At 75.5% G+C, this 25,873-nt stretch carries 24 protein-coding genes; 5 read left to right on the top strand and 19 right to left on the bottom strand.

What is annotated here, in order from left to right:
* Nucleotides 1-26: 26 nt before the first annotated feature.
* The 15 genes from panC to dacB form a co-directional block, all read right to left on the bottom strand.
* Nucleotides 27-914, bottom strand: coding sequence for a pantoate--beta-alanine ligase (gene panC, locus ACZ2G1_RS16265; RefSeq protein ID WP_035926035.1), 888 nt, complete (start codon nt 912-914; stop codon nt 27-29).
* Nucleotides 911-1,867: a Rossmann-like and DUF2520 domain-containing protein gene (locus tag ACZ2G1_RS16260; protein ID WP_017832029.1), complete on the bottom strand. Its 957-nt coding sequence runs from the start codon at nt 1,865-1,867 to the stop codon at nt 911-913. The genes panC and ACZ2G1_RS16260 overlap by 4 nt, the downstream gene beginning before the upstream one ends.
* Nucleotides 1,864-3,390: a PH domain-containing protein gene (locus tag ACZ2G1_RS16255; RefSeq protein ID WP_470377155.1), complete on the bottom strand. Its 1,527-nt coding sequence runs from the start codon at nt 3,388-3,390 to the stop codon at nt 1,864-1,866. The genes ACZ2G1_RS16260 and ACZ2G1_RS16255 overlap by 4 nt, the downstream gene beginning before the upstream one ends.
* Nucleotides 3,387-3,899, bottom strand: a complete 513-nt coding sequence (locus ACZ2G1_RS16250) for a PH domain-containing protein (protein ID WP_031282261.1) — start codon at nt 3,897-3,899, stop codon at nt 3,387-3,389. Before ACZ2G1_RS16250 ends, ACZ2G1_RS16255 begins: the two co-directional genes overlap by 4 nt.
* 10 nt (nt 3,900-3,909) lie before the next feature.
* Nucleotides 3,910-4,479, bottom strand: a complete 570-nt coding sequence (locus tag ACZ2G1_RS16245; protein WP_052132870.1) for a DUF3180 domain-containing protein — start codon at nt 4,477-4,479, stop codon at nt 3,910-3,912.
* 12 nt (nt 4,480-4,491) lie between these two features.
* Nucleotides 4,492-5,022 carry a 2-amino-4-hydroxy-6-hydroxymethyldihydropteridine diphosphokinase gene (folK, locus tag ACZ2G1_RS16240; RefSeq protein WP_017832033.1) on the bottom strand — a complete coding sequence of 177 codons (531 nt, stop codon included), beginning with the start codon at nt 5,020-5,022 and terminating at the stop codon, nt 4,492-4,494.
* A gap of 1 nt (nt 5,023) precedes the next feature.
* Complete coding sequence (folB, locus tag ACZ2G1_RS16235) at nt 5,024-5,485, bottom strand: dihydroneopterin aldolase (protein WP_017832034.1); 462 nt, start codon at nt 5,483-5,485, stop codon at nt 5,024-5,026.
* Nucleotides 5,482-6,426 (bottom strand): dihydropteroate synthase, encoded by a 945-nt coding sequence (gene folP / locus ACZ2G1_RS16230; RefSeq protein ID WP_095650870.1) that lies wholly within the window; start codon nt 6,424-6,426, stop codon nt 5,482-5,484. Before folP ends, folB begins: the two co-directional genes overlap by 4 nt.
* A 4-nt stretch (nt 6,427-6,430) precedes the next feature.
* Complete coding sequence (gene folE / locus ACZ2G1_RS16225) at nt 6,431-7,186, bottom strand: GTP cyclohydrolase I FolE (RefSeq protein ID WP_095650869.1); 756 nt, start codon at nt 7,184-7,186, stop codon at nt 6,431-6,433.
* Nucleotides 7,187-7,198: 12 nt separating this feature from the next.
* Nucleotides 7,199-9,319 (bottom strand): ATP-dependent zinc metalloprotease FtsH, encoded by a 2,121-nt coding sequence (gene ftsH, locus ACZ2G1_RS16220; protein WP_035926025.1) that lies wholly within the window; start codon nt 9,317-9,319, stop codon nt 7,199-7,201.
* 194 nt (nt 9,320-9,513) lie between these two features.
* A complete protein-coding gene (hpt, locus tag ACZ2G1_RS16215) occupies nt 9,514-10,065 on the bottom strand; it encodes a hypoxanthine phosphoribosyltransferase (protein ID WP_017832038.1) in 552 nt (183 codons plus the stop codon).
* The gene (gene tilS, locus ACZ2G1_RS16210) at nt 10,055-11,170 is read right to left on the bottom strand and encodes a tRNA lysidine(34) synthetase TilS (RefSeq protein WP_095650868.1); all 1,116 of its coding nucleotides are present in this window, start codon (nt 11,168-11,170) and stop codon (nt 10,055-10,057) included. The genes hpt and tilS overlap by 11 nt, the downstream gene beginning before the upstream one ends.
* Nucleotides 11,167-11,646 (bottom strand): hypothetical protein, encoded by a 480-nt coding sequence (locus ACZ2G1_RS16205; protein WP_017832040.1) that lies wholly within the window; start codon nt 11,644-11,646, stop codon nt 11,167-11,169. Before ACZ2G1_RS16205 ends, tilS begins: the two co-directional genes overlap by 4 nt.
* Before the next feature lie 126 nt (nt 11,647-11,772).
* Nucleotides 11,773-12,954, bottom strand: a complete 1,182-nt coding sequence (locus tag ACZ2G1_RS16200; protein WP_176337922.1) for a zinc-dependent metalloprotease — start codon at nt 12,952-12,954, stop codon at nt 11,773-11,775.
* Between the two features lie 45 nt (nt 12,955-12,999).
* On the bottom strand, nt 13,000-14,454 hold the full coding sequence (gene dacB, locus ACZ2G1_RS16195) for a D-alanyl-D-alanine carboxypeptidase/D-alanyl-D-alanine endopeptidase (RefSeq protein WP_152609245.1): 1,455 nt from the start codon (nt 14,452-14,454) through the stop codon (nt 13,000-13,002).
* A gap of 236 nt (nt 14,455-14,690) precedes the next feature.
* On the opposite strand from dacB, the gene ACZ2G1_RS16190 reads away from it, so the two are divergent.
* The 4 genes from ACZ2G1_RS16190 (at nt 14,691) to ACZ2G1_RS16175 (ending at nt 20,678) form a co-directional block, all read left to right on the top strand.
* On the top strand, nt 14,691-15,218 hold the full coding sequence (locus tag ACZ2G1_RS16190) for an inorganic diphosphatase (protein WP_017832043.1): 528 nt from the start codon (nt 14,691-14,693) through the stop codon (nt 15,216-15,218).
* A gap of 456 nt (nt 15,219-15,674) precedes the next feature.
* Entirely contained in the window at nt 15,675-19,304 is a 3,630-nt protein-coding gene (locus tag ACZ2G1_RS16185; RefSeq protein ID WP_470377154.1) for a TM0106 family RecB-like putative nuclease, read from the top strand.
* A complete protein-coding gene (locus tag ACZ2G1_RS16180; RefSeq protein ID WP_126349843.1) occupies nt 19,301-19,963 on the top strand; it encodes a hypothetical protein in 663 nt (220 codons plus the stop codon). The genes ACZ2G1_RS16185 and ACZ2G1_RS16180 overlap by 4 nt, the downstream gene beginning before the upstream one ends.
* Nucleotides 19,964-20,015: 52 nt before the next feature.
* Nucleotides 20,016-20,678 carry a hypothetical protein gene (locus ACZ2G1_RS16175; RefSeq protein WP_470377153.1) on the top strand — a complete coding sequence of 221 codons (663 nt, stop codon included), beginning with the start codon at nt 20,016-20,018 and terminating at the stop codon, nt 20,676-20,678.
* Here ACZ2G1_RS16175 and ACZ2G1_RS16170 read toward each other — a convergent pair.
* From ACZ2G1_RS16170 to ACZ2G1_RS16155, 4 genes are read right to left on the bottom strand one after another with little or no spacing between them, the layout of a single operon-like run.
* The gene (locus tag ACZ2G1_RS16170; protein WP_017832047.1) at nt 20,636-21,616 is read right to left on the bottom strand and encodes a glycine betaine ABC transporter substrate-binding protein; all 981 of its coding nucleotides are present in this window, start codon (nt 21,614-21,616) and stop codon (nt 20,636-20,638) included. The two genes, ACZ2G1_RS16175 and ACZ2G1_RS16170, sit on opposite strands and share 43 nt — an antisense overlap.
* Nucleotides 21,613-22,425 carry an ABC transporter permease gene (locus ACZ2G1_RS16165; RefSeq protein ID WP_229588695.1) on the bottom strand — a complete coding sequence of 271 codons (813 nt, stop codon included), beginning with the start codon at nt 22,423-22,425 and terminating at the stop codon, nt 21,613-21,615. Before ACZ2G1_RS16165 ends, ACZ2G1_RS16170 begins: the two co-directional genes overlap by 4 nt.
* The gene (locus tag ACZ2G1_RS16160; protein ID WP_095651067.1) at nt 22,422-23,651 is read right to left on the bottom strand and encodes an ABC transporter ATP-binding protein; all 1,230 of its coding nucleotides are present in this window, start codon (nt 23,649-23,651) and stop codon (nt 22,422-22,424) included. The genes ACZ2G1_RS16165 and ACZ2G1_RS16160 overlap by 4 nt, the downstream gene beginning before the upstream one ends.
* 4 nt (nt 23,652-23,655) lie before the next feature.
* The gene (locus ACZ2G1_RS16155) at nt 23,656-24,297 is read right to left on the bottom strand and encodes an ABC transporter permease (RefSeq protein WP_017832050.1); all 642 of its coding nucleotides are present in this window, start codon (nt 24,295-24,297) and stop codon (nt 23,656-23,658) included.
* A 149-nt stretch (nt 24,298-24,446) separates the two neighbouring features.
* On the opposite strand from ACZ2G1_RS16155, the gene ACZ2G1_RS16150 reads away from it, so the two are divergent.
* Nucleotides 24,447-25,871, top strand: a complete 1,425-nt coding sequence (locus tag ACZ2G1_RS16150; protein WP_336649950.1) for a dihydrolipoyl dehydrogenase family protein — start codon at nt 24,447-24,449, stop codon at nt 25,869-25,871.
* Nucleotides 25,872-25,873 lie beyond the last annotated feature (2 nt).

The raw sequence follows: 25,873 nt of genomic DNA, 5'->3' as shown, positions 1-25,873 counted from the left end.
GGAGGGTCAAATCCCGGCCGGGGCGCTCACAGCACGAGGTTGTCGATCAGCCGGGTGCCGCCCACGTGGGCGGCCACGAGGGCGAGGGCGCCGGGCGCCGGCTCGACCGGCGCCAGGGTGCGGGGGTCGACGACGACGAGGTAGTCGAGCCGGACCCCGTCCTCGGCGTCGATCCGCCGCCGGGCGGCCTCGAGCTCCAGCTCCCCGGCGGCGAGCGCCCGCAGGGTGCGCGGGAGCACGAGCGCTGAGCGGCGCTGAGCGGCGTCGAGGTAGCGGTTGCGGGAGGACAGGGCCAGCCCGTCCTCGTCGCGCACGATGGGCACGGGCCGGACGGTGACGGGCAGGTCGAAGTCGGCGACCATCCGGCGCACGAGGAGCAGCTGCTGGGCGTCCTTCTCCCCGAAGTACGCCCGGAACGCGGCCGGCCCGGGCGGGGCGGTGATGTTGAGCAGCTTGTTGACCACGGTCAGGGCGCCGTCGAAGTGGCCGGGGCGGCTCGCGCCGTCGAGCACGGCGCCGAGCCGGCCGGAGGTGACGCGCACGAGGGGCTCCCCGTCCGGGTACATCTCCGCCGTCGACGGGGCGAAGACGAGGTCGGCGCCGAACCGGCCGAGCAGCTCGACGTCTGCCCCGAGGGTGCGCGGATAGCGCTCGAAGTCCTCGTCGGGGCCGAACTGCAGCGGGTTCACGAAGACCGAGACCGCGACCACGGTGTTCTCCTGCCGGGCGAGGCGCACCAGGTGGCCGTGCCCCTCGTGCAGGGCGCCCATGGTGGGCACGAGGCCCAGGGACGCCCGCTCACCGGGCGCCCCGTCCCGGGCCGCGCCGAGCCGGTCGGCCAGCGCGGCCCGGAACTCCTCGATGCCCCGGCAGACGCGGGGGACGCCGGTGGGGGCGCCGGTGGGGTCGCTCACAGGGTGCCCTCTCCGCCGGTGCCGCGGGTGCCCTCGGTGCCGTCGGTGTCCCGGGTGAGCTCAAGGGCGGCGAGCACGGCGTCGTAGCGCGGGCGGTCGAGCAGGCCGCGGTCCAGGGCACGGCGGGCGGTGACGCGGGCGAGGTCCAGGTAGGCGAGCAGGACGTCGTCGCTCCCGTGGCCGTGGGCGTACTCGTCGAGGGCGTCCCGGTGGGCGGCCACGGTCCCGGCGTCGCCGCGGGCCACGGGTCCTGTGAGCGCGGACTCCCCCGCGGCCAGGGCGTTGTCCAAGGTCGCGCGCAGCAGGGGCCCCACCATCCGGTCGGGGCGCTCGACGCCGATGTCGCGGAGCACCTGCATGGACTGTCCGGCGACGGTCATCAGGTGGTTGGCGCCGTGGGCGAGGGCCGCGTGGTAGAGCGGGCGGTCGGCCTCCGCGACGACCACCGGCTCGGCGCCCATCTCGACCACCAGCGCCTGGGCGATGGGCAGCACCGGTCCCGGGGCCGTGATCCCGAACGAACAGTCGCTCAGCCGGGCAAGGTCCAGGCTCATGCCCGTGAAGGTCATGGCCGGGTGGATCGCGAGCGGGATCGCCCCGAGCCGGCGGGCCGGGTCCAGGACGCGGGTGCCCCAGCGGCCCGCGGTGTGCACCACGAGCTGCCCGGCCTGCCACAGCCCGGCGTCGGCGAGGCCCTGCACGAGCCCGGGCAGCTCGTCGTCGGGCACGGCGAGCAGCACGAGCTCGGCGCGCTCGAGCACGGACGGGACCTCGAGGACGGGCACGCCGGGCAGGAGGGCCTCGGCGCGGTCCCGGCTGGCCTCGGAGACGGCGTTGACGCCGACGACGGCGTGGCCGGCGGCGCGCAGCGCGGCGCCCAGGACGGCGCCCACCTTCCCGGCGCTGACGACCCCGACCCCGAGGCGTCCCGGGCGGTCGGACGGGTGGCTCATGGTCTCTCCTGGCGGGGGGTGTGGGGGTGGCTCGGGCCGTCGGCCAGTCTACGGGCCCCGGCCGCGTGCACCGCCTGGGCCGCGGCGAGCGCCCGGGCGTCCCCGGCGTCGAGATGCGGGACCATGACGCTCACGGGCCCCGGCGTGGAGTGCAGCTGGACGTCGGCGAGCCCCAGGGCCCGCTCGAGCGGGCCCTGGCTCACGGCCACCGACTGGGTCTTCTCGTGCGGCAGCACGGCGGTGCGCCGGCTCAGCCGCCCGGACCGGACCGCGAGGACGTCCTCGGTCGCGGCGAAGCCGGTCCGGCGGTGCACGAGGGGGTCGAGCCACCGGGCCCGGCGCGGAGAGGTGGTGAACCGGCCCTGCGCGCCCAGGCCGTGCAGGCCCTCCCGCAGCAGCGCGGCGAGGTCACCGTCCCGGGCGCCGGGCAGCGCGAGGTGCAGGACCTGGTGCACCTGGGGCAGGGTGCCGACGGGCAGCAGGGTCGAGCGCATGGCGTCGCCCTCCCCCGCCGCGGGCCCGTAGCCGGCCACGTTGACCCGCACCCGGTACCAGCCGAAGGGCCGCCAGAGCAGCGGCTGGTCCACGCCCACCGCCTGGATCCGCCCCGCCGGGACGGTCTGGGAGCGGACGCTGAACAGGCCGTAGCGCACGCGCATGCCCTCGGGGACGCGCAGCAGCCGGAAGTGGTAGCCCTGCTCGACCCGGCGGTAGGAGACCGCACCGAAGCTGATCAGCCCGGGCAGCCAGGCGGCGAGCATCGCCGGGGCGGCACGGGCGTCCACCAGCAGGGCGGCCGGTGCGGCGGCCAGCAGCACGGCCAGGGCGACCGACGAGCCCGAGGCGAGCACGGAGCCGATCAGCCGCGGCACCGGCACGCCGAGCACCGGGCGCTCCTGGTCCCCGGTGACCGCCCAGGGGGCCGGTCGCCGCACGGGCGCGCCGGGCGCCGCACCGGGTGCCGGGGCGGCGGGGTCCTGGCCCGGGGCGGCCAGGCCGAGCCGGCCCAGCAGCTCCCCGCGCAGCACGCGCGCCTGGGGGTGGGTGAGGTAGGACAGGGACACCGCGGACTGCCCGGCGTCTGCCACCTCGAACTTCAGCTCCGCCAGCCCCAGCAGCCGGGGCAGGAACGGGCGGTGGATGTCGATGGCCTGCACCCGGTCCAGCCGCGCCTGGCGCTCCTGCCGGAAGAGCACCCCGGAGCGGATCCGCACGTGCTCCGGGGTCACCTGGTAGCGGGTGAACCACCAGGAGACCAGCACGGCCGCGGCGAACACGAGGAGCACGACCGCCACGAGCCCGGCCAGCACCCACCAGAAGACGGCGCCCATCCGGGCCGGGTCGAAGTCCTGGGGCGGCACGGCGTCCCCGCGGCCGAGGAAGGCGTTGAGGAAGTCGTCGAGGAGGATGTTGACGAAGGCGCCCGCGATCACGACCATCGCGAGCCACCCCTTGACCACCGGGGTCAGCGGGTGGACACGGTGCCACTGCGGGGCCGGCGCGGGGGCGGGGGCAGCGCTCACAGGCCCGCCAGGAGGGCCTCGCCGCGCGCGGTGAGCCGCTCGCGCAGCCGGGACGCCTCGGCGTGCTCCACCCCCGGGATCTCGGCGTGGCTGCCCACGGCGGCGGTGTGCAGCTTCACGGTGGCCAGGCCGAAGCTGCGCTGCAGCGGGGAGACCGACACGTCCACGTACTGCATCCGGCCGTAGGGGATCACCGTGACCCGCTGGTAGAGCAGGCCGCGCCGCACGAGCAGGTCCTCGCCGCGCTCGGCGTAGCCGATCGCCCGGACCCGCCGCGGGGCCAGGAGCACGGAGAGCAGCCCGGCCGCCAGGACGGCCGCGGGCGGCAGCAGCAGCAGGCCCAGGGGGGCGCCGGACCACACGCCCGTGGCCGCCAGCACCGCCGGCCAGCCGAGGGCGGCGAGCCAGAAGAGGGTGCTGAGGAGGGTGGAGAGCACCACCACGGAGAGGTGCTTGGGCGAGACCCGGGTCCAGGCCAGGCCCTCGGGGTCGATCGCGGGGTTGCTCAGGGGCACCCGGTCACCGGGCGTCCCCGCCACGGGGCCGCCGACGGGCCCGTGGGCGGATCTCTCGGGCATAACCACCTTCTCCCTCGGGAAGCTCCTTCTGCCGCCCCCTACGGTACTCGGCGCCCTCCTCCGCGTCGGGATCGTCCGGCGGCAGCTTGCAGAAGCCCTCCACGATCCAGCCCACCACCACGAGCACGAGCCCGGCCCCGGCGTGCACCAGGCTGGCCCACAGCGGGCCCTGCTCGGAGCGCACGGTCACCAGCGCGAGCTGCTCGACGGCCACGGCGGCGTGCCAGCCGGTCAGCATCGCCCCCGCCCAGGCCACCGCCTGCGCGCCGGCCGCGGTGCGGGCGGCCACGAGCGGGTCGAAACGCTCCGGGCGCGCTCCGTCCTGGTGCCGCTTGACCCGCACGCCCAGCACCAGCAGGGCCGCGGCCACGGCGGCGAGGGCCGCGAGCGAGGCCCACGGCAGGATCAGCAGCGGCCCGCCCGCGCCCGTGGACAGCCGGTTGGCGGTCCAGCCGACGGCGCCTGCGGCGGCGGCGCACATCAGCAGCGCCGGGACCGTGAGCACGTGCACGGCGGCTCCCCCTCAGTCCCCGTCCCCGCCGGGAGCGGGGTCCTCGGGCAGCAGGGGGATCGTGTCCGGCCCCAGGCCGCCGAGGTCCTCCGCCCGGCGGGCCAGCTCGGCGACGCTGCGCCCCTCGAGCGTCGCGCCGGGGTCCATGAGGGCCCAGGGCACGAGCACGAACGCGCGGGTGCCGGCGCGCAGGTGGGGCACGGTGAGGTCCGGCTCGTCCAGGCGCAGGTCCCCGTAGACCACGATGTCGACGTCGAGGGTGCGCGGGCCCCAGCGCTGCGTCCGGGTCCGGTGGTGGCGCTCCTCCACCTCCTGGCACGCCCGCAGCAGCCCGAAGGGGCTCAGCTCGGTCTCCACCTCGACGACCGCGTTCAGGTAGTCCCCCTGGCCGGCCGGTCCGCCGACCGGCCGGGAGCGCACGATGGGCGAGGCGCGGACCAGCGTGATCCGCGGGTGGGCGGCCAGCTCGAGGGCGGCGCCGCGGAGGGTGGCCTCCCGGTCGCCGAGGTTGGCGCCGAGGGCGAGGACGGCCCGGGTGCCCACCTCAGCGCTCCCGGTAGATCGTGACGGAGACGTCGGAGAACGTCACCTCGATGGGCGCCTTGGGCTTGTGCACGGTGACCTCCACCGCGTCGAGCGGGAAGCGGGCGAGCAGCCGCCGGGCGACCTGGTCGGCGAGGGTCTCGAGCAGGTTGACGCTGGGGCCGATGACGATGTCCCGCACCTCCTCGGCGACCTCGCCGTAGTGGGCGGTCAGGGCGACGTCGTCCGAGGCCCCCGCCGCGGCCAGGTCCAGGTACATGACGAGGTCCACGAAGAAGGGCTGGCCGCTGCGCTTCTCCTGGTCGAAGACGCCGTGGTAGCCCACCGCGCCGATGCCCAGGAGGTTGATCCGGTCCCGGCGGTCGGGGGCCCTGGTGGTGGACACCGGGACGTGCTGGCGGCCGGCCCGGTCCCCGGCGCGCATCCGGGCGGCGTCCGCGTCCTCGCGCGGCACGCGGTTCACCGGTCCGCTCCGGAGGACGCCGGCAGCACGCCGGCGTCGGCGGCGGGGCGCAGCAGGGCCGGCTCCACGCCGCGCCAGGCGTGCGCGGCGGCCACGGCGTCGGCGCTCGGGCGCACGGCGTGGACGCGCACGCACCACGCGCCCGCGTGGGCGGACAGCGCGCTGATCGCGGCCGTCGCCGCGTCCCGCCCGGCCGCGGGGCGCGGTGCGCCGTCCTGCTCGAGCAGGGTGCCGAGGAAGCGCTTGCGGGACGCCGCCACGAGCACCTTGTGGCCGGTGGCCGTGAAGCGCGGCAGCGCCCGGAGCAGCTCCCAGTTCTGCGCCCCGCGCTTGTCGAAGCCCAGCCCGGGGTCCAGGACCAGCTTCTCGGGGGCCAGGCCGGCGGCCAGGCAGCGCTCCGTCAGCGCCTCGAGCTCCCCGAGCACCTCCCCGGCCACGTCGTGGTAGACGGCCCGGGAGTCCTGCACGTCGGGCAGGCCGCGGGCGTGCATGAGGACGTAGGGGGCCTGCCGCTCGGCGACCAGGTCGATCATGTCCTGGCTCGCGCGCAGCCCCGAGACGTCGTTGACGATGTGCGCCCCGGCGTCCAGGACGGCCTCGGCGGTCCCGGCGTGGAGGGTGTCGACGCTGAGCACCGCGCCCGCGGCGGCGAGGGCCTCGACCACGGGCAGGATCCGGCGCCGCTCCTCGGCGGGGTCGATCCGCTCGGAGCCGGGCCGGGTGGACTCGCCCCCGACGTCGACGATGTCGGCGCCCTCGGCGAGCATGCGCAGCCCGTGCGCGATCGCGGCCTCGTGCCCGGCGTGCTCGCCGCCGTCGCTGAAGGAGTCGGGGGTGACGTTGAGGATGCCCATGACCAGCGTGCGCCCGGTGGGCAGGTTCTCGAAGGAGCCCCAGCCGGAGGGCCGGTGCGCGGGGTCGGTGCGGAGGGGGGTCGTCATGTGCTCAGCGCCCCAGGATGAGGCTCATCGCCTCGGCGCGGGTGGCGGGCTCGCGCAGCTGTCCGCGCACGGCCGAGGTGACGGTCTTGGCGCCCGGCTTGCGCACCCCGCGCATGGACATGCACAGGTGCTCGCACTCGACCACCACGATCACCCCGGCCGGCTGGAGGTGCTCCACGATCGCCTCCACCACCTGGGTGGTCAGCCGCTCCTGGACCTGGGGCCGGCGGGCGAAGAGGTCCACGAGGCGGGCGAGCTTGCTCAGGCCGGTGACCATCCCGTCGTGGCCGGGGATGTAGCCCACGTGGGCGTGCCCGTGGAACGGGACGAGGTGGTGCTCGCAGGTCGAGTAGAAGGGGATGTCCTTGACGAGGACCATCTCGGAGTGGCCGATGTCGAAGGTCGTCCCGAGGATCTCGGCGGGGTCCTGGTGCAGGCCCGCGAACATCTCCGCGTACGCCCGCGCCACGCGCCCCGGGGTGCCCTGCAGGCCGTCCCGGTCCGGGTCCTCGCCGATCGCCAGCAGCAGCTCGCGCACGGCCGCCGCGACGCGCGGCTGGTCGACCGCCCCGGCGCCGGCCTCCAGCGCGGGGGCAGGGTCGGGGTACGGCGGGTCGAACGCCTCCGCGCGCAGGTCGTGCGCGCTCGTCTGCTTCGTGCGGGCCTCGTGGGGCAACGCGCCCTCCTTCGGGATCTGCCGGTGCGGCGGGGTCTGCCGGACGGGACGGGAGTCGGCGGACGCGACCGGCTGTCGCTCCATCCTAGGCCCGGCTCAGTCCGTGCCGGCCCCCGGGGCGCGCTCCGCGGAGGGTCCGGTGGTGCTCGAGGAGCCCGCCCCCTCCCCCGGGGGCACCGAGTGCCCGCGCTCCGGGACCTCGAGGGGGTGCTCCGGCTTCGCGGCGGCCGCCTGGTCCTGCGGGGCCAGGGTCGCGGGGTCCTGGGCGTGCAGCCGCCGGGCCTCCTCGCGCTCGGCCTGCGTGACCACGGGCGGGTCCTCGGAGAGCGGCCGGGTGTCCTTGGACAGCCACACGGGCCGCAGGTCCCGCTTGCGGATGTCGTGGAAGAGGTCCGCGATCTGCGCCTCGTTGAGCGTCTCCTTCTCGAGCAGCTCGAGGGCGAGCCGGTCGAGGACGGGACGGTTGTCCATGAGGATCGCGTGCGCCTCGTCGTGGGCCTGGTCCAGCAGGGCCCGCACCTCCTCGTCGACGATCGCGGCGGTGCGCTCGGAGTACTCCCGGCCCGAGCCGGCGGCGTCCCGGCCGAGGAACGGCTCGGAGCTGTCCCCGCCCAGCTTGATCGAGCCCACGCGGGCGCTCATGCCGTACTGGGTGACCATCTTGCGGGCCGTGTCGGTGGCCTTCTGGATGTCGTTGGACGCGCCGGTGGACGGGTCCCGGAACACGATCTCCTCCGCCGCGCGCCCGCCCATGGCGTAGGCCATCTGGTCGAGCAGTTCGTTGCGGGTGGTCGAGTACTTGTCGTCCATGGGCATGACCATGGTGTAGCCCAGGGCCCGGCCGCGGGGAAGGATGGTGATCTTCGTGACCGGGTCCGTGTTGCGCAGGGCCGCGGCCACGAGCGCGTGCCCGCCCTCGTGGTAGGCGGTGACCTTGCGCTCGAGCTCCTTCATGATCCGGCTGCGCTTCTGCGGACCGGCGATGACCCGGTCGATCGCCTCGTCCACGGCGCGGTCGTCGATGAGCTGGGCGTGGGAGCGGGCCGTCAGCAGCGCGGCCTCGTTCATCACGTTGGCGAGCTCGGCGCCCGTGAAGCCGGGGGTGCGCTTGGCCACGGCGGCGAGGTCCACGTTGTCCGCGAGCGGCTTGCCCTGCGAGTGCACCCGGAGGATCTGCAGGCGGCCCTTCATGTCTGGGGCCTCCACGCCGATCTGGCGGTCGAAGCGGCCCGGGCGCAGCAGCGCCGGGTCCAGGACGTCGGGGCGGTTGGTCGCGGCGATCAGGATGACGTTGGTGGTGGCGTCGAAGCCGTCCATCTCGACGAGCAGCTGGTTGAGGGTCTGCTCGCGCTCGTCGTTGCCGCCGCCCATGCCCGCGCCGCGCTGGCGGCCCACGGCGTCGATCTCGTCCACGAAGATGATGGCCGGCGCGTTCTCCTTGGCCTGCTGGAACAGGTCGCGGACCCGGGAGGCGCCCACGCCCACGAACATCTCGACGAAGTCGGAGCCGGAGATCGAGAAGAAGGGCACGCCGGCCTCGCCGGCCACCGCCCGCGCGAGCAGGGTCTTGCCGGTGCCGGGAGGGCCGTAGAGCAGCACGCCCTTGGGCACCTTCGCGCCGAGGGCGGTGAAGCGCTCCCGCTCCACCAGGAACTGCTTGATCTCGTCGAGCTCCTGCACGGCCTCGTCCGCGCCGGCGACGTCGGCGAAGGTCACCGTGGGGTTGTCCTTGTCGAACATCTTGGCCCGCGAGCGGCCGAAGCGCATGACCTGGGACCCGCCCCCCTGCATCCGGGAGAACACGAACCAGAAGATGGCGAGGATGATCAGGAACGGCAGCATGAAGCCGAGAAGGCTGGTGAACCAGTTCGACTCGACGGGCTGGTCCGTGAACCCCTGGAGGTCCGCCGCGTTCATCGCGTCGACGACCTCTTCCCCGCGCGGGGTGACGTAGTAGAACTCGACGCTGCGCCCGAGGTCGCGGCCGTCGAGGGAGAGGTCCTCCTCCAGCTGGAGCTCGACCTTCTGCTGGCCGTCGTAGATCTTCGCCTCGGCGACCTGGCCCTCGCGGAGCAGCTGCAGGCCGACGTTGGTGTCCACGCGCCCGGAGGAGCCCGTGGTGAGCGTGCCCACCAGGGGGAAGAGGATCAGAGCGGCCAGCAGGACCCAGAACCAGGGTCCTCTGAAGAAGTTGTTGGGTTTTTTCGCCGTGGCCAAGCCGCTGATCCTCCCGTGGATGGTTGTCCGGGCCCCCTCGAGCCCGTGCCCGCCCAGGGCCGGAGGTCCAGGGGACGCAGACCTACAATGTACAGCCCGGACTCGGGGTCGGGCCCCGGACGGGCCGGGAGTTCCCTGTCAGCGGACACCCGGCCCGGGAACCGCCGCGGCGCACGCCCGCCCGGGGCGCCGGCTCACTCGTAGACGTGCGGCGCCAGGGTCGCGATGCAGTCGAGGTTGCGGTACTTCTCGGCGTAGTCGAGCCCGTAGCCCACCACGAACTCGTTGGGGATGTCCCAGCCCACGTACTTGACGTCGATGGAGGTCTTCGCGGCCTCGGGCTTGCGCAGCAGGGCGCAGATCTCCACCGAGGCCGTGCCGCGGGACTCGAGGTTGGCGCGCAGCCAGGACAGGGTCAGGCCCGAGTCGATGATGTCCTCGACGATGAGCACGTCCCGCCCCGTGAGGTCCGTGTCCAGGTCCTTCAGGATGCGGACCACGCCCGAGGACTTGGTCCCGGAGCCGTAGGAGGACACGGCCATCCAGTCCATGGGGTACTGGCCCTGGAGCGCCCGGCACAGGTCGGCCATGACCATCACCGCACCCTTGAGCACGCCCACGAGCAGGACGTCCCGGCCCCGGTAGTCGGCGTCCACGGCGGCCGCCAGCTCGGCGATCCTCGTGTCGATGTCTTCCTTGCTGTACAGGACCTCGGTGAGATCCCCCTGGACGTCCTCAGCCTTCACGGCGCTCCTCGGGTGATGCGGATGCGGGTCGGGTGGCGCTCGCGGGCCGCGGGCGGACGAGCTCCAGGTGCCCCGGGCCACGGGTGCCCGCCGTCGGGCGGCGGCGCCACACCGACACCTTACCCGCCATCTGCACGGGCCCCGCGGCCCCGTGTCCCGCGGCGAACTCGTCCAGCGCGCCGAGCCGCTCGTAGGCCGGGGTCTGCCCGCCGGCGGCGACCACGGCCGCCGACAGGGCGCGGCGGCGCAGCGCGGGGTGCGCGGCCCGCACCGTGGCGAGGTCCAGGGCCAGGGAGCCGGGCAGCTCCGGGGCGGCGGCGCGGGCGCGCTCGAGCAGCTCCCCCGCGGCGCCGTCGAGGTAGTCCGCGTCGGGGCCGAGGATCGCGGCGGACCGGGCCAGGGCACGGGCCAGACCGGGGCCGAGCTCGTCCTCCAGCAGCGGGAGCACGCGGTGGCGGACCCGGGAGCGCATCAGGGTGGTGTCCCGGTTCGTGGGGTCGTGCCAGGGCTCGAGCTGCTCGGCGGCGCAGATCTCCAGGGTCTGCGCGCGGGAGAGGTCGAGGAACGGGCGGAGGTAGGTGACGCCGTCGAGCTCGCGCACGGGGGGCATCCCGGCCAGCGAGCGGGTGCCGGAGCCGCGGGCGAGGCCCAGCAGGACGGACTCCGCCTGGTCGTCCAGGGTGTGCCCGAGCAGCACGGCGTCGGCGCCCGTGCGCCCCACGACCTCCGCGATGCCCGCGTAGCGGGCGGTGCGGGCCGCCATCTCGGGGCCGCCCGCGTCCCGGCGCACGGTCACGGCCGTGACGACGACGGGCGCCAGCCCGGTCTGCTCGAGCGTGCGGGCGGCGCGGGCCGCGACCGCCGCGGAGTCCTCCTGGAGGCCGTGGTCGACCACCACGGCGCCCACGCGCAGCGTGCCGCGCCGGGCGAAGTGGGCCGCGGCGGCGGCCAGCGCGAGGGAGTCGGGGCCGCCGCTGCAGGCCACCAGCACGAGCGGGGGCTCCGCGGAGGTCCGGGGGACGTGCTGCCGGACGGAGTCGAGCACACGGCGCCGCCCCGCGGCGACGTCCGGGGACAGTCGGCCGCGGCGGGCGAACTGGGTCACCGGCGGGCGTCCTCGCGGTCGCTCGCGGCCTGCTGGTTCTGCGACTCCCGCACGGCCAGGCGCACGACCTTGGCGAGGGTCGGGGCGGTCTCGCCGAGCAGGTCCAGGGCGGCCTCGAGCTCGTGCCGCGGGACCACGTGCGCGAGGGCCGCGACGGCGTTGGTCTCGCTGTGGATGCCGGCCTGGATCTGCGTGGTCGACAGCACGGGCTGCGAGGCCTCGACCGCGGCGAGGACCTCCTCGATGTCCGGGGTGCCGATGCGCTGCTCCAGCATCACCAGGCGCTCGTAGACCGCTGGGTTGCCGATCTTGATCCGGCGGCCGCTGTTGAGCTGCGACAGCATGGGGGCGGAGAGGCCGAGGACCTCGGCCAGTCGCCGCTGCGTGATGCCGTAGGCCTGGACGACCGTGCCGAAGCGCTCCGACAGGGGCTGGCCGTACAGCTTGACCTGCTGTTCGATATTCTCTGTGCTCACGTAAAGATTTTGTCACACAAAGGTGATCCGACCTACCGCGTGTCGCGCCGTGACCGAGGTCTCCGAGGCGGGACGCCCCACCCCTAATGTGTATGAATCTGCATGTCAAACGGGGGTGCGTGGTGTCTACCACATTCCCGGCGGCTCCGGGGCGGGGAGGGGCCGGCGCGGCGGTGCGCCCGGGCCCAGCACGCGCTCGATCCAGCGCTCCGGGGCGTGGATCTCGGCCTCCGTGGGCAGGTGCTCCGGGGCCTCCCAGATCCGGTTGAACGACTCCAGCCCCACGGTCCCCACCACGGTCGTGACGAACCGCTGGCCGTCGCTGTACTGGCGCATCTTCGCGTCCATCCCGAGCAGGCGCCGGACGAAGCGGTCGAGGCTGCCCTGGAGCTCGGAGCGCCGCTCGAAGCGCCGCCGGATCGTCTTCACGGAGGGCACCACGGAGGCGTCCACCCCGTCCATCACGAAGTTCGCGTGCCCCTCGAGCAGGCTCATCACGGCGGTGAGGTGGGAGAGCACCTCCCGCTCCCGCCGCCCCATGAGCAGGCCCACCACGCCGAGGGAGGCCCGGGGCTCCTCCGCCCCCGCGCCGCGCCCGGGCAGGGCGCGGACCGCCTCCGTGAGCCGCGCCCCGAGGGTCTCGGCGTGCCCCATGAGGGAGTCGGCGAGCTCGTTGATCTGCTCGATCATGTGCTCGCGCAGCCACGGGGCCGCGGCGAACTGGACGCGGTGGGTCTGCTCGTGCAGGCAGACCCACAGCCGGAAGTCCTCCGGCTCGACGTTGAGCTCCCGCTCGACCGTGAGGATGTTGGGCGCGACGAGCATCAGCCGCCCGCCGGGGTGCCGCTGCGCGGCCACGGCGGAGACCAGCCCGGCGTACGGGTCGTACTGGCCCAGGACCTTGGCGGAGAGGAACCCGAGCACCGCCGCCATCTCCATGGCGGTGGCCGTGCCGCCGAGGGCGGTGGCGGCCGCGCCGAACTGCTCCGGGCGGCGCCGGCGCAGGGCCTCGACCGCCGGCTCCATGAGCACCTCGAAGGCCTGGGCGTTGGCCTTCGACCACCCGGCGCGGTCCACGACCAGCACGGTGGAGTCCCGCAGGTCCCGCGCCGCCTCGAGCCCGGTGATCCGGTGGACGTGGTCCACGGACGCCTCGGCGTGGCGGCGCATGGAGGCCACCGCCGCCTGCATGGCCCGGGCGGACATCCTCGGCCCCGGCGGCGTGAGCCGGGCGGCGGCTGAGGCCGCGAGGTCCCACCGGACGATCCCGGGCGCGTCCGTCTCCGGCGGTCGTTGTGCTGCGCTCATGGCCTCATGCAACCACACGCGTCTGGGAGCGCCCGGCGCGGGCCGTCACAGGAGGGCCAGGGCCGCCACCGCGCGGTCCACGGCGTCCCGGGCGGCGGCGGGGTCGGCGACCTCGTTGAGCACCACGGAGAACGTCAGCAGCCGCCCCCCGTCCGTGCTGACGTGCCCGCTGAGGGCGACCACGGAGTTCAGCGTGCCCGTCTTCGCCCGCGCCAGGCCTCGCCCGGGGCGCTCGGCGTCGTCGTCGAACCGGCCGGCGAGGGTCCCGCTGCCGCCGGCCACCGGGAGCGCCCGGGCGCCGGGGGTCAGCGCCCCCGTGGGGTCGGTGACCATGGCCCGCACGACCTGCTCGAGCGCGCGGGCGGGGATGCGGTTGCGCAGGGACATCCCGGACGCGTCGGAGAGCACGGCGCCCGGCGCCGGGACGCCGTGCGCCTCGAGCGCCGCGGCCGCGGCGGCACGGCCGCCGGCGATGCTCGCGGGCCGGTCCGCGGCCCGGGCCGCGAGCCGCGAGAGGACCTCGGCGAGGTGGTTGTCGGAGTCCTGCAGCATGAGCTCGGCCTGCTCGGCGAGGGTCGCGGACTCGACGGCGGCCAGCTCGGCCGCACCCTCGGGCGCCCGGCCGGGCGCGACCGCGGGGACGGAGGGCGCCCCGCCCCCGGGGAGCCGGGCCGCGAGCTCGGCCGCGAAGACCTCGGCGACGTCCTGCGCCGCGTCCACGGGCCGCTCCGCCGACGGGCCCTCCCCCGCGGGCACGCGGTGGGACCAGAACGCCATGGGCGCCACCGGCCCGATCTGCCCCGCCGCGACGTCCCCCGAGGCCCAGTCCTCGTTGACGTCCGGTCCGGCGAACAGGCTCGCGTCCCACCGCACGGCGGTGGGCCCGGCCGCCCCGCGCTCGGCGAGCGCCTCGGCCGTCTCCTGCGCCAGGGTCCGGATCCCGGCCCGGCCCAGCACGGCGTCCGGGTCGGAGCCGCCCGGGCTCAGCAGGGTGTCCCCGCCGGCCACCAGCACCACCGTGCCCGGCTCCGGCCCCTCGACCACCGTGGTGCGCAGGCGCCGGCCGGGATCGGCGTGGGTGAGCAGGGACAGCGCCGTGACGAGCTTCTGGTTGGAGGCCGGGACCAGGGGCGCGTCCGCGTCCCGCTCGAGCAGCGGCTCCCCGGTGAGGGCGTCGGCCACGAGGACGGAGCGCCGTCCGGCGGTGCCGGCGAGCACGGGCTCCACCGCCGCGGCCACCTCGGCGGCGCCGGGCACGGGGGCGGCCGGGTCGGGGGGAACGGCCCCGGCGGGGGCGGGCGCCTCCGCGGGGAGGACGCGGGCCGCCGGGAGGTCGTCCCCGCCCAGGCCCAGCGCGGGGGCCCAGTGGGGGTGCAGCCAGCCCGCCACGCCCACGCAGCCGGCGGCGAGCAGCGCCGTCAGGGCGCGGTGACCGGGGCCCGGACGGGCCCGCGGCCGCCGTCGCCCGGCGGGGGGACCGTGGCGTCGGGGACTGCTCATGCCCCCATTGTGGCCCGGTCCGCGGCGCCGCGGCGGCTCCGGCGCCGGCCCCGGAGCGGCGCCGCGGCGGGCCGGGCGCGGCCCCGTGGCGGGCCGGACGGTTACCGCCGCCCGCGGGGCCGCCGCTATCGTGGGTCTCGGATCTGCCCCACCCCGCCCAGGGTGGTGCGGCCGCGCTCGGCCGCTGTCAGCCCTTTCCGGCCCTTCCGGGCCCATCCAGCACGAGGAGAAGCACCATGGAGTTGGACGTCACCATCGAGATCCCCCGGGGATCGCGCGTCAAGTACGAGATCGACCACGAGACCGGCCGCCTCCGCCTGGACCGCGTCCTGTTCACGTCGATGCAGTACCCCGCGCACTACGGCTACTTCGAGGACAGCCTGGGCGAGGACGGCGACCCCCTGGACGCCCTCGTGCTCCTGGACTTCGAGATCGTCCCGGGCGTGCTCGTGGAGTCGCGCCCCATCGCCGTGTTCAACATGAACGACGAGGCCGGCGGGGACGCGAAGATCCTGTGCGTGTCCACGGACAAGCGCTACGACCACATCCAGGGTCTCGACGACATCGACGAGTACAAGCTCAAGGAGATCCAGCACTTCTTCGAGCGCTACAAGGACCTCGAGCCCAACAAGTGGGTCAAGGGCGAGGGCTGGGAGGGCCGGGAGACCGCCGAGCGCCTCGTCGAGGAGGCCCGCGAGCGCTTCGAGCAGTCCCACTACGACTCGGCCGCCGAGGCCGAGGAGAAGGCCCCGTCCACCGACTGAGCGGACGGGCACGCGCGGGGGCCGGGGACCGGAGGGTCCCCGGCCCCCGCGCGTCCGGGGCCCCGGGCCCGACCCGGGTCGGCGCGTGACGTGCGCCCTACAGGGATTCCATGAATTTCGTTATATTGGGATCGGCCGGCTCAGCCGGCCCGACGGCCCCAGGATGCATCCCCCCATCGGCATCCGGGCCGCCGACCGGGATCGAGGTCGCCGGAGCGCACCCGCGAGGTGCCCGGTGGCGGCGGGGGTCCCCCCACCCGCGCCGCATCCCATCGATCTCTCCCGGTCCATCCCGGCGGGCCGGTCACCGGCCCCCGGGAGTCGGCCGGCAGGTCCGAGGACCTGCCGGCCGATCCCCGTGCTGCGCTGCCGGTCCCGCCCTCCTTGTGACGTCCGGTCCCTGTGGTTCGATGGACGCGGACCCGGGACGGACCCGGCGCCGTCGGAAGGATGCGCATGTTCCTGCTGGGCCCCGAGGCGGACCTCGTCTTCTCCGCGAGCGACCTGGTGCGCGCGGCCGAGTGCCCCTACGCGAGCCTGTGCGTCCTGGACGAGAAGCTGGGGCGGGCGCCGCGCCGGGCCCCGGAGCGGGACGCGATGCTCGCCCGCACGGCCGAGCTGGGCGACGCCCACGAGCACCGGGTCCTGGCCGCGCACCTGGCGGCGTTCGGCCCGTGGGACGCGGCGACCGGACGGGGGGTGCACGAGGTCGAGCCGGCCCGGCGGATGGACCGGGACGAGCTGACCGCCAAGCACGCCGAGTCCCTGGACGCCCTGCGCGCGGGCGCCGACGTGGTCTTCCAGGCCTCCTTCTTCGACGGTGCCTTCCACGGCCGCGCCGACTTCCTCGTCCGCCGCCCGGACGGCGCGTACGCGGTGCACGACACCAAGCTCGCCCGGCACGCCAAGGTCACCGCCCTGCTCCAGCTCGCCGCCTACGCCGACCAGCTCGAGCGGGCCGGGGTGGACGTGGCCCCCGAGGTCACCCTGGTCCTCGGCGACCAGCGGGAGGCGGTCTTCCCCGTCTCCGAGCACCTGGCGGTCTACCGCGAGCGCCGGGAGCGCTTCGTCGCGGCCGCCGCCGCGCACCGGGCGCGGACCGGGCCCGTGGACTGGCAGGACGACGACGTCGCCCGCTGCGGCCGGTGCGAGCACTGCGCCCGGGCCGTCGCCGAGCACCGGGACCTGCTGCTGACGGCGGGGCTGTCCGTGCGGGTGCGCCGCACGCTGCGCGACCGGCACGGCGTGCGCACCGTCGACGAGCTCGCGCTGCTGGAGGACCGGCGGCTCCCCGCCGCGCTGCGGCGGCTGCGGGACCAGGCGGCCATGCAGACCGGCCGGGGCGGGGAGGACGGCTCGGTCGAGTACCGGAAGGACGGGGGGATCCGCCGGATCGCCTACCGGGTCACGGCCACGGACCCCGTGCGGCGGCTGCCCGCCCCGGACGCCGGGGACGTGTTCTTCGACTTCGAGGGCGACCCGCTGTGGCAGGACCCGGGGGACCCTACGTCCTGGGGGCTCGAGTACCTGTTCGGCGTCGTGGAGCAGCCCCCGGGGCCCGGCGCCGCCCCCGTCTTCCGGCCGTTCTGGGCGCACTCCCGGGCCCAGGAGCGGGACGCGCTCCGGGCGTTCCTCGACTACGTGGCCGAACGGCGCCGGCGCTTCCCCGGCATGCACGTCTACCACTACGCGAACTACGAGAAGGCGGCCCTGCGCCGGCTCTCGCTCGTGCACGCCGTGGGCGAGGACGCCGTGGACGAGCTGCTGCGCGAGAACGTGCTGGTGGACCTCTACGACACCGTGCGGGGAAGCCTGCGGCTGTCGGAGAGCTCGTACTCCATCAAGAAGCTGGAGCCGCTCTACATGGGCGAGCACCTGCGCACCGGGGACGTCGTGGACGCCGGTGCGTCGGTGGTCGCCTACGCCGACTGGTGCACGGCCCGGGCGGCCGGGCGGGAGGAGGACGCGGCGCGGCTGCTGGCCGGGATCGCCGACTACAACGCCTACGACTGCCTCTCGACCCTGCGGCTGCGGGACTGGCTGCTGGGCCTCGCCGGGATCTCCCCGGACCCGGCGGACCACCCGCCGCGCCCCACCCAGGAGCGGCTCGAGCTGCCCGAGGAGCTGCCGGACGCCGGGATGACCGGTGCCGAGCAGCGCCTGCACGAGCACCTGGACGACCCGTCCGCGCGGGAGGCCCTGACCGAGGAGCAGCGCACGGCCGTCGCGATGGTCGCCTCCGCCACCGGCTACCACCGGCGCGAGCGCAAGCAGTACTGGTGGTCCCACTTCGACCGCCTCGAGGGCCCCGTGGAGGACTGGGAGGACACCCGCGACGTGTTCGTGGTCCGGCGCGCGGAGGTCCTGGAGGACTGGGCGAAGGACCCGGGCAAGCGCAGCAGCGCCGCACCCACCCGGCTCCTGCGCCTCGCGGGCCGGTTCGGCGAGGGCTCCACCCCCAGACCCGGCACCGCCGGGCTGTTCCTGATGTACGGGGCCCCCGTGCCCGCGCACCTGGCCGAGGACGCCGCCCCGCGCGGCAGCGGCCGCGCCGGGGACTGGACCGCCGCCCTCGAGCACGTCGAGGAGCACGAGGACGGCACGGCGGTGCTCACCGTGCGCGAACGGCTCAAGAAGCCGCGGGACGCCCCGGCCCCCGAGCCCTGGGCGGAGCTGCCGATCGCACTGGGCCCGGCCCAGCCGATCGCCACCCGCTCCCTCGAGGAGTCCCTGCAGACCCTCGCCGCCCGCACGGCCGACGCCCTGCCGGAGCTCCCGCGGCAGCCCGGCCTCGAGCTGCTGCAGCGCCGGGCGCCGCGGCCCGCGGACGGCAGCCCCCTGCCCCGCCCGCACGACGGCCCCGACGGCACGATCGACGCCGTGGTGCGTGCCCTGCGCTCGCTCGACCGCAGCTTCCTCGCCGTCCAGGGGCCCCCGGGCAGCGGCAAGACGTTCCTCGGCTCCCACGTGATCGGCCGGCTCGTGGAGGCCGGCTGGCGGATCGGCGTGGTGGCGCAGTCCCACGCCGTCGTCGAGAACCTCCTCACCGGGGTGCTCGAGAAGGGCGGGGTCGCCCCCGAGCGCGTCGGCAAGAAGCCGCCCTCGGGCCGGCCCGCGGACCGGGAGACGCCGTGGCGCGACGTCCCGGGGAAGGACTTCGCCGCGTTCCTGGCGGACGGCGGCGCCGTGGTGGGCGGCACCGCGTGGGACTTCTCCAACGCCAAGCACCTCGAGGACGAGGCCCTGGACCTGCTCGTGGTCGACGAGGCCGGGCAGTACTCGCTGGCCAACACCCTGGCCGTGTCCCGGGCCGCGCGGCGCCTGCTGCTGCTGGGCGACCCGCAGCAGCTGCCGCAGGTCTCGCAGGGCACCCACCCCCTGCCCGTGGACGAGTCGGCGCTGGGCTGGCTCTCCCACGGCTCGCCCACCCTGCCCGCCGAGCACGGCTACTTCCTGGACCGCACGTGGCGGATGCACCCGGCCCTGTGCGAACCGGTCTCCGAGCTCTCCTACGCCGGGCGGCTCGGGTCCGCCCCGGCCGCGGGCCGCCGAGAGCTCACCGGCGTGGCCCCGGGCCTGCGCACCTGCTACGTCGAGCACACCGGCAACCGCACGGCCTCCCCCGAGGAGGCCCGGCGCGTCGTGGAGCTGGTGCACGAGTTCGCCGGGACGCCGTGGCGCTCCGGTCCGGGGGCACCCCCCGTGCCGCTGGCGCCCGAGGACGTGCTCGTGGTGGCCGCGTACAACGCCCAGGTCGATTTGATCGGCCGGGAGCTCGCCGCCGCGGGCCTGCGGGACGAGGACGGCGGCGGGGTCCGGGTGGGCACCGTCGACCGGTTCCAGGGCCAGGAGGCCCCCGTCGTGATCGTGTCGATGGCCGCCTCCGCGGCCGACGGCCCCCGCGGGATGGAGTTCCTGCTCTCCCCCAACCGGCTCAACGTGGCGGTCTCCCGGGGGCAGTGGTGCGCCGTGGTGGTGCGCTCCCCCGCCCTGACGGACTACCTGCCCGCCACCCCGGAGGCGCTGCAGGTGCTCGGCCGCTTCACGCGGCTGTGCCGCCGCGGACGGCCCGCGGGGCTGCCGTGAGCACCGAGCGCGTGCCCTACGTCCTGCACTTCGAGTCCAGGACGGTGGTGCTCGGCGAGCCGGCCCACCTGGAGGAGCTGGACGCCCTGCTGCGGCGCGCCGACGTCCGGACCCGCCCCACCTACTGGCACGGCATGCACCAGGACGATCCCGGGGCGGCGCTCAACAGCGTGGGCACCGACCTCACCGCGGAGCAGTTCTGGGACCGCGTGGACGCCGGGGCGTTCGCCGCCGCCCGGTGGCCCGTGGACCTCGACGGCCCGCTCTACCTCCCGGCGCCGCCCGCGTGGCTGCAGCAGGCCCGGGCGTGGGAGTACGACCCCCTGGCGCCGGCCCTGGGCGCGGCGGCACCGGGCGGGTGGCTGCGGGTCCCGGGCTGGGCCGGGACCGAGAACAACGACGCCGGGGCGGCCGTGGGACTGCTCCAGCTGACCGACCCGGACTCCTTCTGGGTGCTCGGCTCCGACGCCGACCTGGCGGAGGTCGCCGCCACGGCCAAGGAGCTGGCCTCGTTCCGGCAGGGCTTCGACCGGCTCACCGCCTACTTCGGCCCCGACGACCGCATCGGCTGCCTGCGCCTGCCCGTGGTGTGCCGGGAGCCCCTCGAGGACGAGCTCATCGTGCAGGGGGTCGACATCGAGCCGCGGTTCTGGGAGTGAGTCCCCGCCGCGCCCCCCCTCCCCCGCGGCCCCCGTGCCCGATACTGGGACCGTGTACGTCGTGACCCTGGACCAGCGCCGCCGCGAGGCGGGCGACCTCGTGCCGGGCCTCCTGCGCCGCCTCGCGGACCTCGAGACCGTGGTGCCGTTCCAGCGCGCCCGGGCGCACGCGGTGCAGGGCATCACCGCCGATCCCGGCGCCGCGGTCGCGGCCGCGCTCGCCGGTCTGCGCGGATCGGCCTGGAGCGTGGGGGTCGGGGTGGGGCCGGTCCGGCTGGAGACGGCGACCGACCCGGCGGGCCGGACGGGCCTGCGCGCCGACGGCCCCGGGACGGCGCACGCGCGCGCCGCCGCCGAGGCCGCCGCGGGCCGGGTGCCGGTGCGCGTGGTCGCCGAGGACGCGCCCGCCGCGGCGCAGGCGCAGGCCGTGCTGCGGCTGCTGGGCCGGATCGTGGCGGAGCGCAGCGACGCGGAGTGGCGCGTGGTCGACCTGCTCGTGCCGGGGGCCCGCGGCCAGCAGAAGGCCGTGGCCGCCGAGCTCGGCATCTCCCCGCAGGCGGTGTCCAAGGCGGTGGCCCGCTCCCTGTGGCAGGAGGAGCAGGACGCCCGGCCCGCGGCGGCCCGGCTGCTGGGCCTGTGCGAGCCGGCCCGGGGCGGCCCGGCGGGCGGGGCTCAGGGCTCGACGATGAACCCCTCGGAGAGCATCCACTCGTAGGCGACGTCGGCCGGGTCCCGCCCCTCGACGTCCACCTGCCGGTTGAGCTCCTGCATCACGTCGTCGGTGAGCGCCGCGGCGATCGGCTCCAGGACCTGCTCGAGCGCGGGGAACTCGTCCAGCAGCTCCGTGCTGAAGACGGGGGCGGCGTTGTAGGCGGGGAAGAACTGCCGGTCGTCCTCGAGCACGGTCAGGTCCAGGGCCGGGATGCGGCCGTCCGTGGAGAAGACCTCCCCGAAGTTGCACTCCCCGTCGTCGGTCGCCGAGTAGATCGCGCCGGTGTCGTAGATGCCGATGTTGCCCTCGGGCACCTCGCTGCCGCGGTCCAGGCCGTAGTGGGCCAGCAGGGGGGTCATCCCGTCGCTGCGGGAGTTGAACTCCGACTCCACGCAGAACGTCCGCTCGGCCACCGGCAGGTCCGCGATGTCCGAGACGGTCGCCAGGTCGTTGGCCTCGGCGTACTCGGAGCGCACGGCCATGGCGTAGGTGTTGTTGAGGGCCGCCGGGGCGCCCCACGTCAGCCCGTTGCCGAGGTCCTCCTCGTACACGGCCCGCCACTGCTCCTGCTGGTCCGGGATGCCCTCCGCCCGCCCGAGGTAGGTCAGCCAGGCCGTGCCGGTGTACTCGAAGGTGAGATCGGCGTCCCCGGAGAGCATGAGCTCGCGCACCGGCTGGGACCCGGGCACGTTGGTGATGTCCTCGGTCTCGAAGCCGGCGGCCTGCACCGCGAGCACCCCGATCTTGCCGAGGATCAGCTGCTCGGTGAAGTTCTTGGACGTCACCCGCACCTCGGTCCCCTCCGCGCCCTCGACGGGCCGGATGGAGCCGGGCGCGGCGTCGGGCACGTAGGCCGTGGACGGCTCGAGCCCGCAGCCGGTCAGCAGCAGGCCGGCGCAGGAGAGCAGCAGGGCGCCGCCGGCGGCGCGGGAGGTTCTCATCGCAGTCCCTTCGGCCGCGCGACGTGCTCCACGACACGGCCGACCCAGTCGATGGCGAGGGCGAGCAGCGCCACGAGGATCGAGCCGGCGATCAGCACCCGCACGAGGTTGAGGTTGACCCCGGTGGTGATCAGCAGCCCGAGCCCGCCGCCGTTGATGAACGTGGCGAGGGTCGCGGTGCCGACCACCAGGATCAGGGCGGTGCGCACGCCGGCCAGCATGACGGGCACGGCCAGGGGCAGCTCGACCCGGAACAGGACCGCGGCGGCGCTCATCCCCATGCCCCGGCCCGCCTCGACGAGGCTGCGGTCCACCCCGTCGAGGCCCACCATCGTGTTCTTCAGGACGGGCAGGATCGCGTAGACGATCAGGGCGACCACGGCCGCCCGGAAGCCGAAGCCGAACCAGAAGGCGAACAGGACGACGAGGCCCACCGCCGGGGCGGCCTGGCCGACGTTCGCCAGCGCGATGACCGGGCCCGTGAGGAAGCGCAGCGGTCTGCGGGTCAGGAGGATGCCGACCGGGATCGCGATGAGCAGGACCACCACCGTGGCCACGACCGTCAGCTGCAGGTGCTCCAGGGTCAGGGCCCACAGCGATGCGGGGCTCAGGGTCACGGCCTCCGTCTCGGTGAGCTCCGCCGTGGTCAGCCAGAGCACGAGCAGGCCCAGCGCCGCGAGGATCGCCACGGGCTGCAGGAGCAGGCCCTTCCAGGTGCGCTGGTCCGGGTCGGCCGCGGCCGGGCGTGACACGGGGTCGTCGGCGGGCTCCGGCTCCGCGGCGGCGGGGCGCTCGGTCTGTGCGCTCATCGGTCCCCGCCTCCCGGGCTCGCGCTGACCGCGGGCATCTCACCCGTGTTGTGGCCGAGGGGCGCGTCCTCCGCGGCCACGGCCCGGCGGGCCTCGGTGATCGCGGCCATGACGGTCTCGACGTAGATGACGCCCTCGAACCGGTCCCGCGGCCCCACCACGAGCGCCGCCCCCGTGCTGGAGACGAGCATGGTGTCCAGCGCGTCGTTGAGCGTGGAACTCGTGCCGACGAGGGGCAGGCGGTCGTTGCGCTCCCCGGGGACGGTCCCGAAGCGCTCGAGCTGACGGCGGGAGGGCCAGGACAGCGGCCGGCCGCGGTCGTCGACCACGACGACGTCCCGGGTGCCCGCCTCGTCGACCCGCCCGAGCACCGCCCGGACGTCCTCGCCGGGGCGGGTGGTCACCGCGGGGACGAGGTCGACCTCCCGGACCCGGGTGAGGGTGAGCTGCTTGAGCCCCGCGCCCGAGCCGATGAAGTCCTCCACGAACTCGTCCGCCGGTTCCGCCAGGACGCGCTCCGGGGCGTCGTACTGGACGATCCGGGCGCCCTCGTCGAAGACCGCGATCCAGTCGCCGAGCTTGACCGCCTCGTCGAAGTCGTGGGTCACGCACACGATGGTCTTCTGCAGCTCGTGCTGGATGTTGATGAGCTCGTCCTGGAGCCGCTGGCGGGTGATGGGGTCCACGGCCCCGAACGGCTCGTCCATGAGCAGCACGGGCGGGTCCGCGGCCAGGGCGCGGGCCACCCCGACGCGCTGCTGCTGGCCCCCGGAGAGCTCTCTCGGGTACCGGTCGCGGTAGACGGCCGGGTCGAGGGAGACGAGCTCGAGCAGCTCGTCCACGCGGGCGGCGATGCGCTGCTTGTCCCAGCCGAGCATCTTCGGGACCATGCCGATGTTGGTGGCCACGCTCATGTGCGGGAACAGCCCGCCGGCCTGGATCACGTAGCCGATGCCGCGGCGCAGCTCGTCGCCGTTCATCGAGGTCACGTCCTGGCCGTCGATGACGATCCGGCCCTCGGTGGGTTCGATGAGCCGGTTGATCATCTTCAGCGTGGTGGTCTTGCCGCAGCCGGAGGGGCCCACGAGCATGACGATGCTGCCCGCGGGGATCTCGAGCGTCAGGCCGTCGACCGCGGCCTTGGCCTGCCCGGGGTAGCGCTTGGAGACGTTCTCCAGCAGGATCCGGGCCCCGGTGACGGAGGAGTCTGTGCGGGGGGTGGTCATGGAGTCAGACACGGATACCTCGCGATGTGGTGAGCCGGCCGAGCAGCACGAGCAGCCCGTCCAGGATGAGTGCGACGACGATGACGGCCACGACGCCGGTGACGACCGACGCGAAGGAGTTGGCGCCCCCGAGCCGCGACAGGCCCGAGAAGATGAAGCCGCCCAGGCCGGGGCCGAGCACGTAGGCGGCGATGGCGGCCACGCCCATCACCATCTGCGCCGAGACCCGCATGCCGGCCTGGATGACCGGCCACGCCATCGGCAGCTCCACGCGCAGGAAGGTCGCCGCCCTGCTCATGCCGAGCCCGCGCGCCGCCTCAACGGTGGCCTGCGGGACCCCGGCGAGCCCCACGAGCGCGTTGCGCAGGACGGGGAGGACGGCGAAGAAGGTGACGACGACGACGGCGGGGGCCACCCCGAACCCCAGCGGGGCGATCAGCAGGCCGATGAGCGCGAAGGACGGGATGGTCAGCCCCACGGCCGAGACGTTGTTGGCCACGGTCGTGAGCCGGGGCGAGCGGTAGCACAGCGCCGCGAGGGCCACCGCCAGGACCGTGGCCAGGACCAGGCACTGGACCACCAGGGAGAAGTGCTGCCAGCTGGCGAAGAGGATCTGTTCCCACCGGTCGGAGACGTACTCGATCACGGCACACCCTTCGGTCGTCGTCGATGACGTGGTCACCCGGCCTGGCAAGAAGGCTAGCACTCCGTTCTCATGGAGATGGCCCGGATCACACCTGCCCGAGCGCCGTCGGGGCTGTTGTCGGGCGGCGCGCCCGTTGGCAGACTCGGGGCATGACAGAGCCCCGGGACAGGTACGACGTGGTGGTGATCGGCGGTGGTCCGGTCGGCGAGAACGCGGCCGACCGCGTGGTGCGGGGCGGGCTGAGCGCCGCGCTCGTCGAGGCGGAGCTCGTGGGCGGGGAGTGCTCCTACTGGGCGTGCACGCCCTCGAAGGCGCTGCTGCGCCCGGGCGCGGCCCTCGAGGCCGCCCGCGGAGTGGCCGGGGCGGCCGAGGCCGTCACCGGCCCGCCGGACGCGGCGGCGGTGCTGCGCCGCCGGGACGGGTTCGCGGCGCACTGGGACGACACCGGCCAGGCGGAGTGGCTGGCCGGGGCCGGCGTGGACCTGGTCCGGGGCCGGGGCGCGCTGGCCGGGCCCCGGCGGGTCCGGGTCACCGCCGAGGACGGCGGCGTCCGGGTGCTCGAGGCCCGGCACGCCGTGGTGCTGGCCACGGGCTCGCGGCCGGTCGTGCCCCCGGTCCCGGGTCTCGGGGACGTGCCGTTCTGGGGCACGCGCGACGCCACCGCCGCCCAGGAGGTCCCCGGGTCCCTGGCGGTGCTCGGCGGGGGCGTGGCCGGCACGGAGCTCGCGCAGGCCTTCGCCCGCCTGGGCTCCCGGGTCACGGTGGTCGCCCGCAGCCGGCTGCTGAGCGCCTTCCCGTCCACCGCCGCGCGGCTGGTCGCCGAGGCCCTCGACGCCGAGGGCGTCACGGTCGTCGAGGGGCGGGCCACGGAGCGGGTCCGGTCCGCCGGCGGCGGTGTCGAGCTCGACCTCGAGGGCGGCGGGACCGTGTCCGCGGAGCAGCTGCTGGTGAGCACGGGGCGGCGGCCCGCGCTCGCGGACCTGGGCCTCGAGGAGCTCGGCCTGGACCCCTCCGCGCTGCGGGTCGACGGCTCGGGCCTCGTGGCGGGTGCGGAGGGCGGCTGGCTCTACGCCGCCGGGGACGCGGCGGGCGGGCCCCTGCTGACCCACCAGGGGAAGTACCAGGCGCGCGCCGTCGCGGACGCGGTCGTGGCGCGCGCGGCCGGCCGGCTGGGGGCGTCCGCGCCCCCGTGGTCCCCGTACGCGTCCACGGCCGACGGGTGCGCCGTCCCGCAGGTGGTCTTCACCGACCCCGCGGTGGCCTCCGTGGGCCGCTCCGCCGAGCAGGCCCGCACGGACGGCCTCGAGGTGGACGTCGTGGAGCACGCCATCGACGTGGCCGGGGCGCTCCTGCACCGCGACGACTACCGGGGCTGGGCCCAGCTCGTGGTCGACCGCCGGCACCGGACCCTCGTGGGCGCGACCTTCGCCGGCCCGGACGTGACGGAGCTGCTGCACGCGGCGACCGTCGCCGTGGTCGGCGAGGTGCCGCTGGAGCGGCTCTGGCACGCGGTGCCCGTCTTCCCCACCATCAGCGAGGTCTGGCTGCGGCTGCTCGAGGAGTACGGGCTCTGAGC

Source organism: Kocuria sp. KKT182, from assembly GCF_055635395.1.
This window is presented reverse-complemented; position numbering and strand designations above follow the sequence as displayed.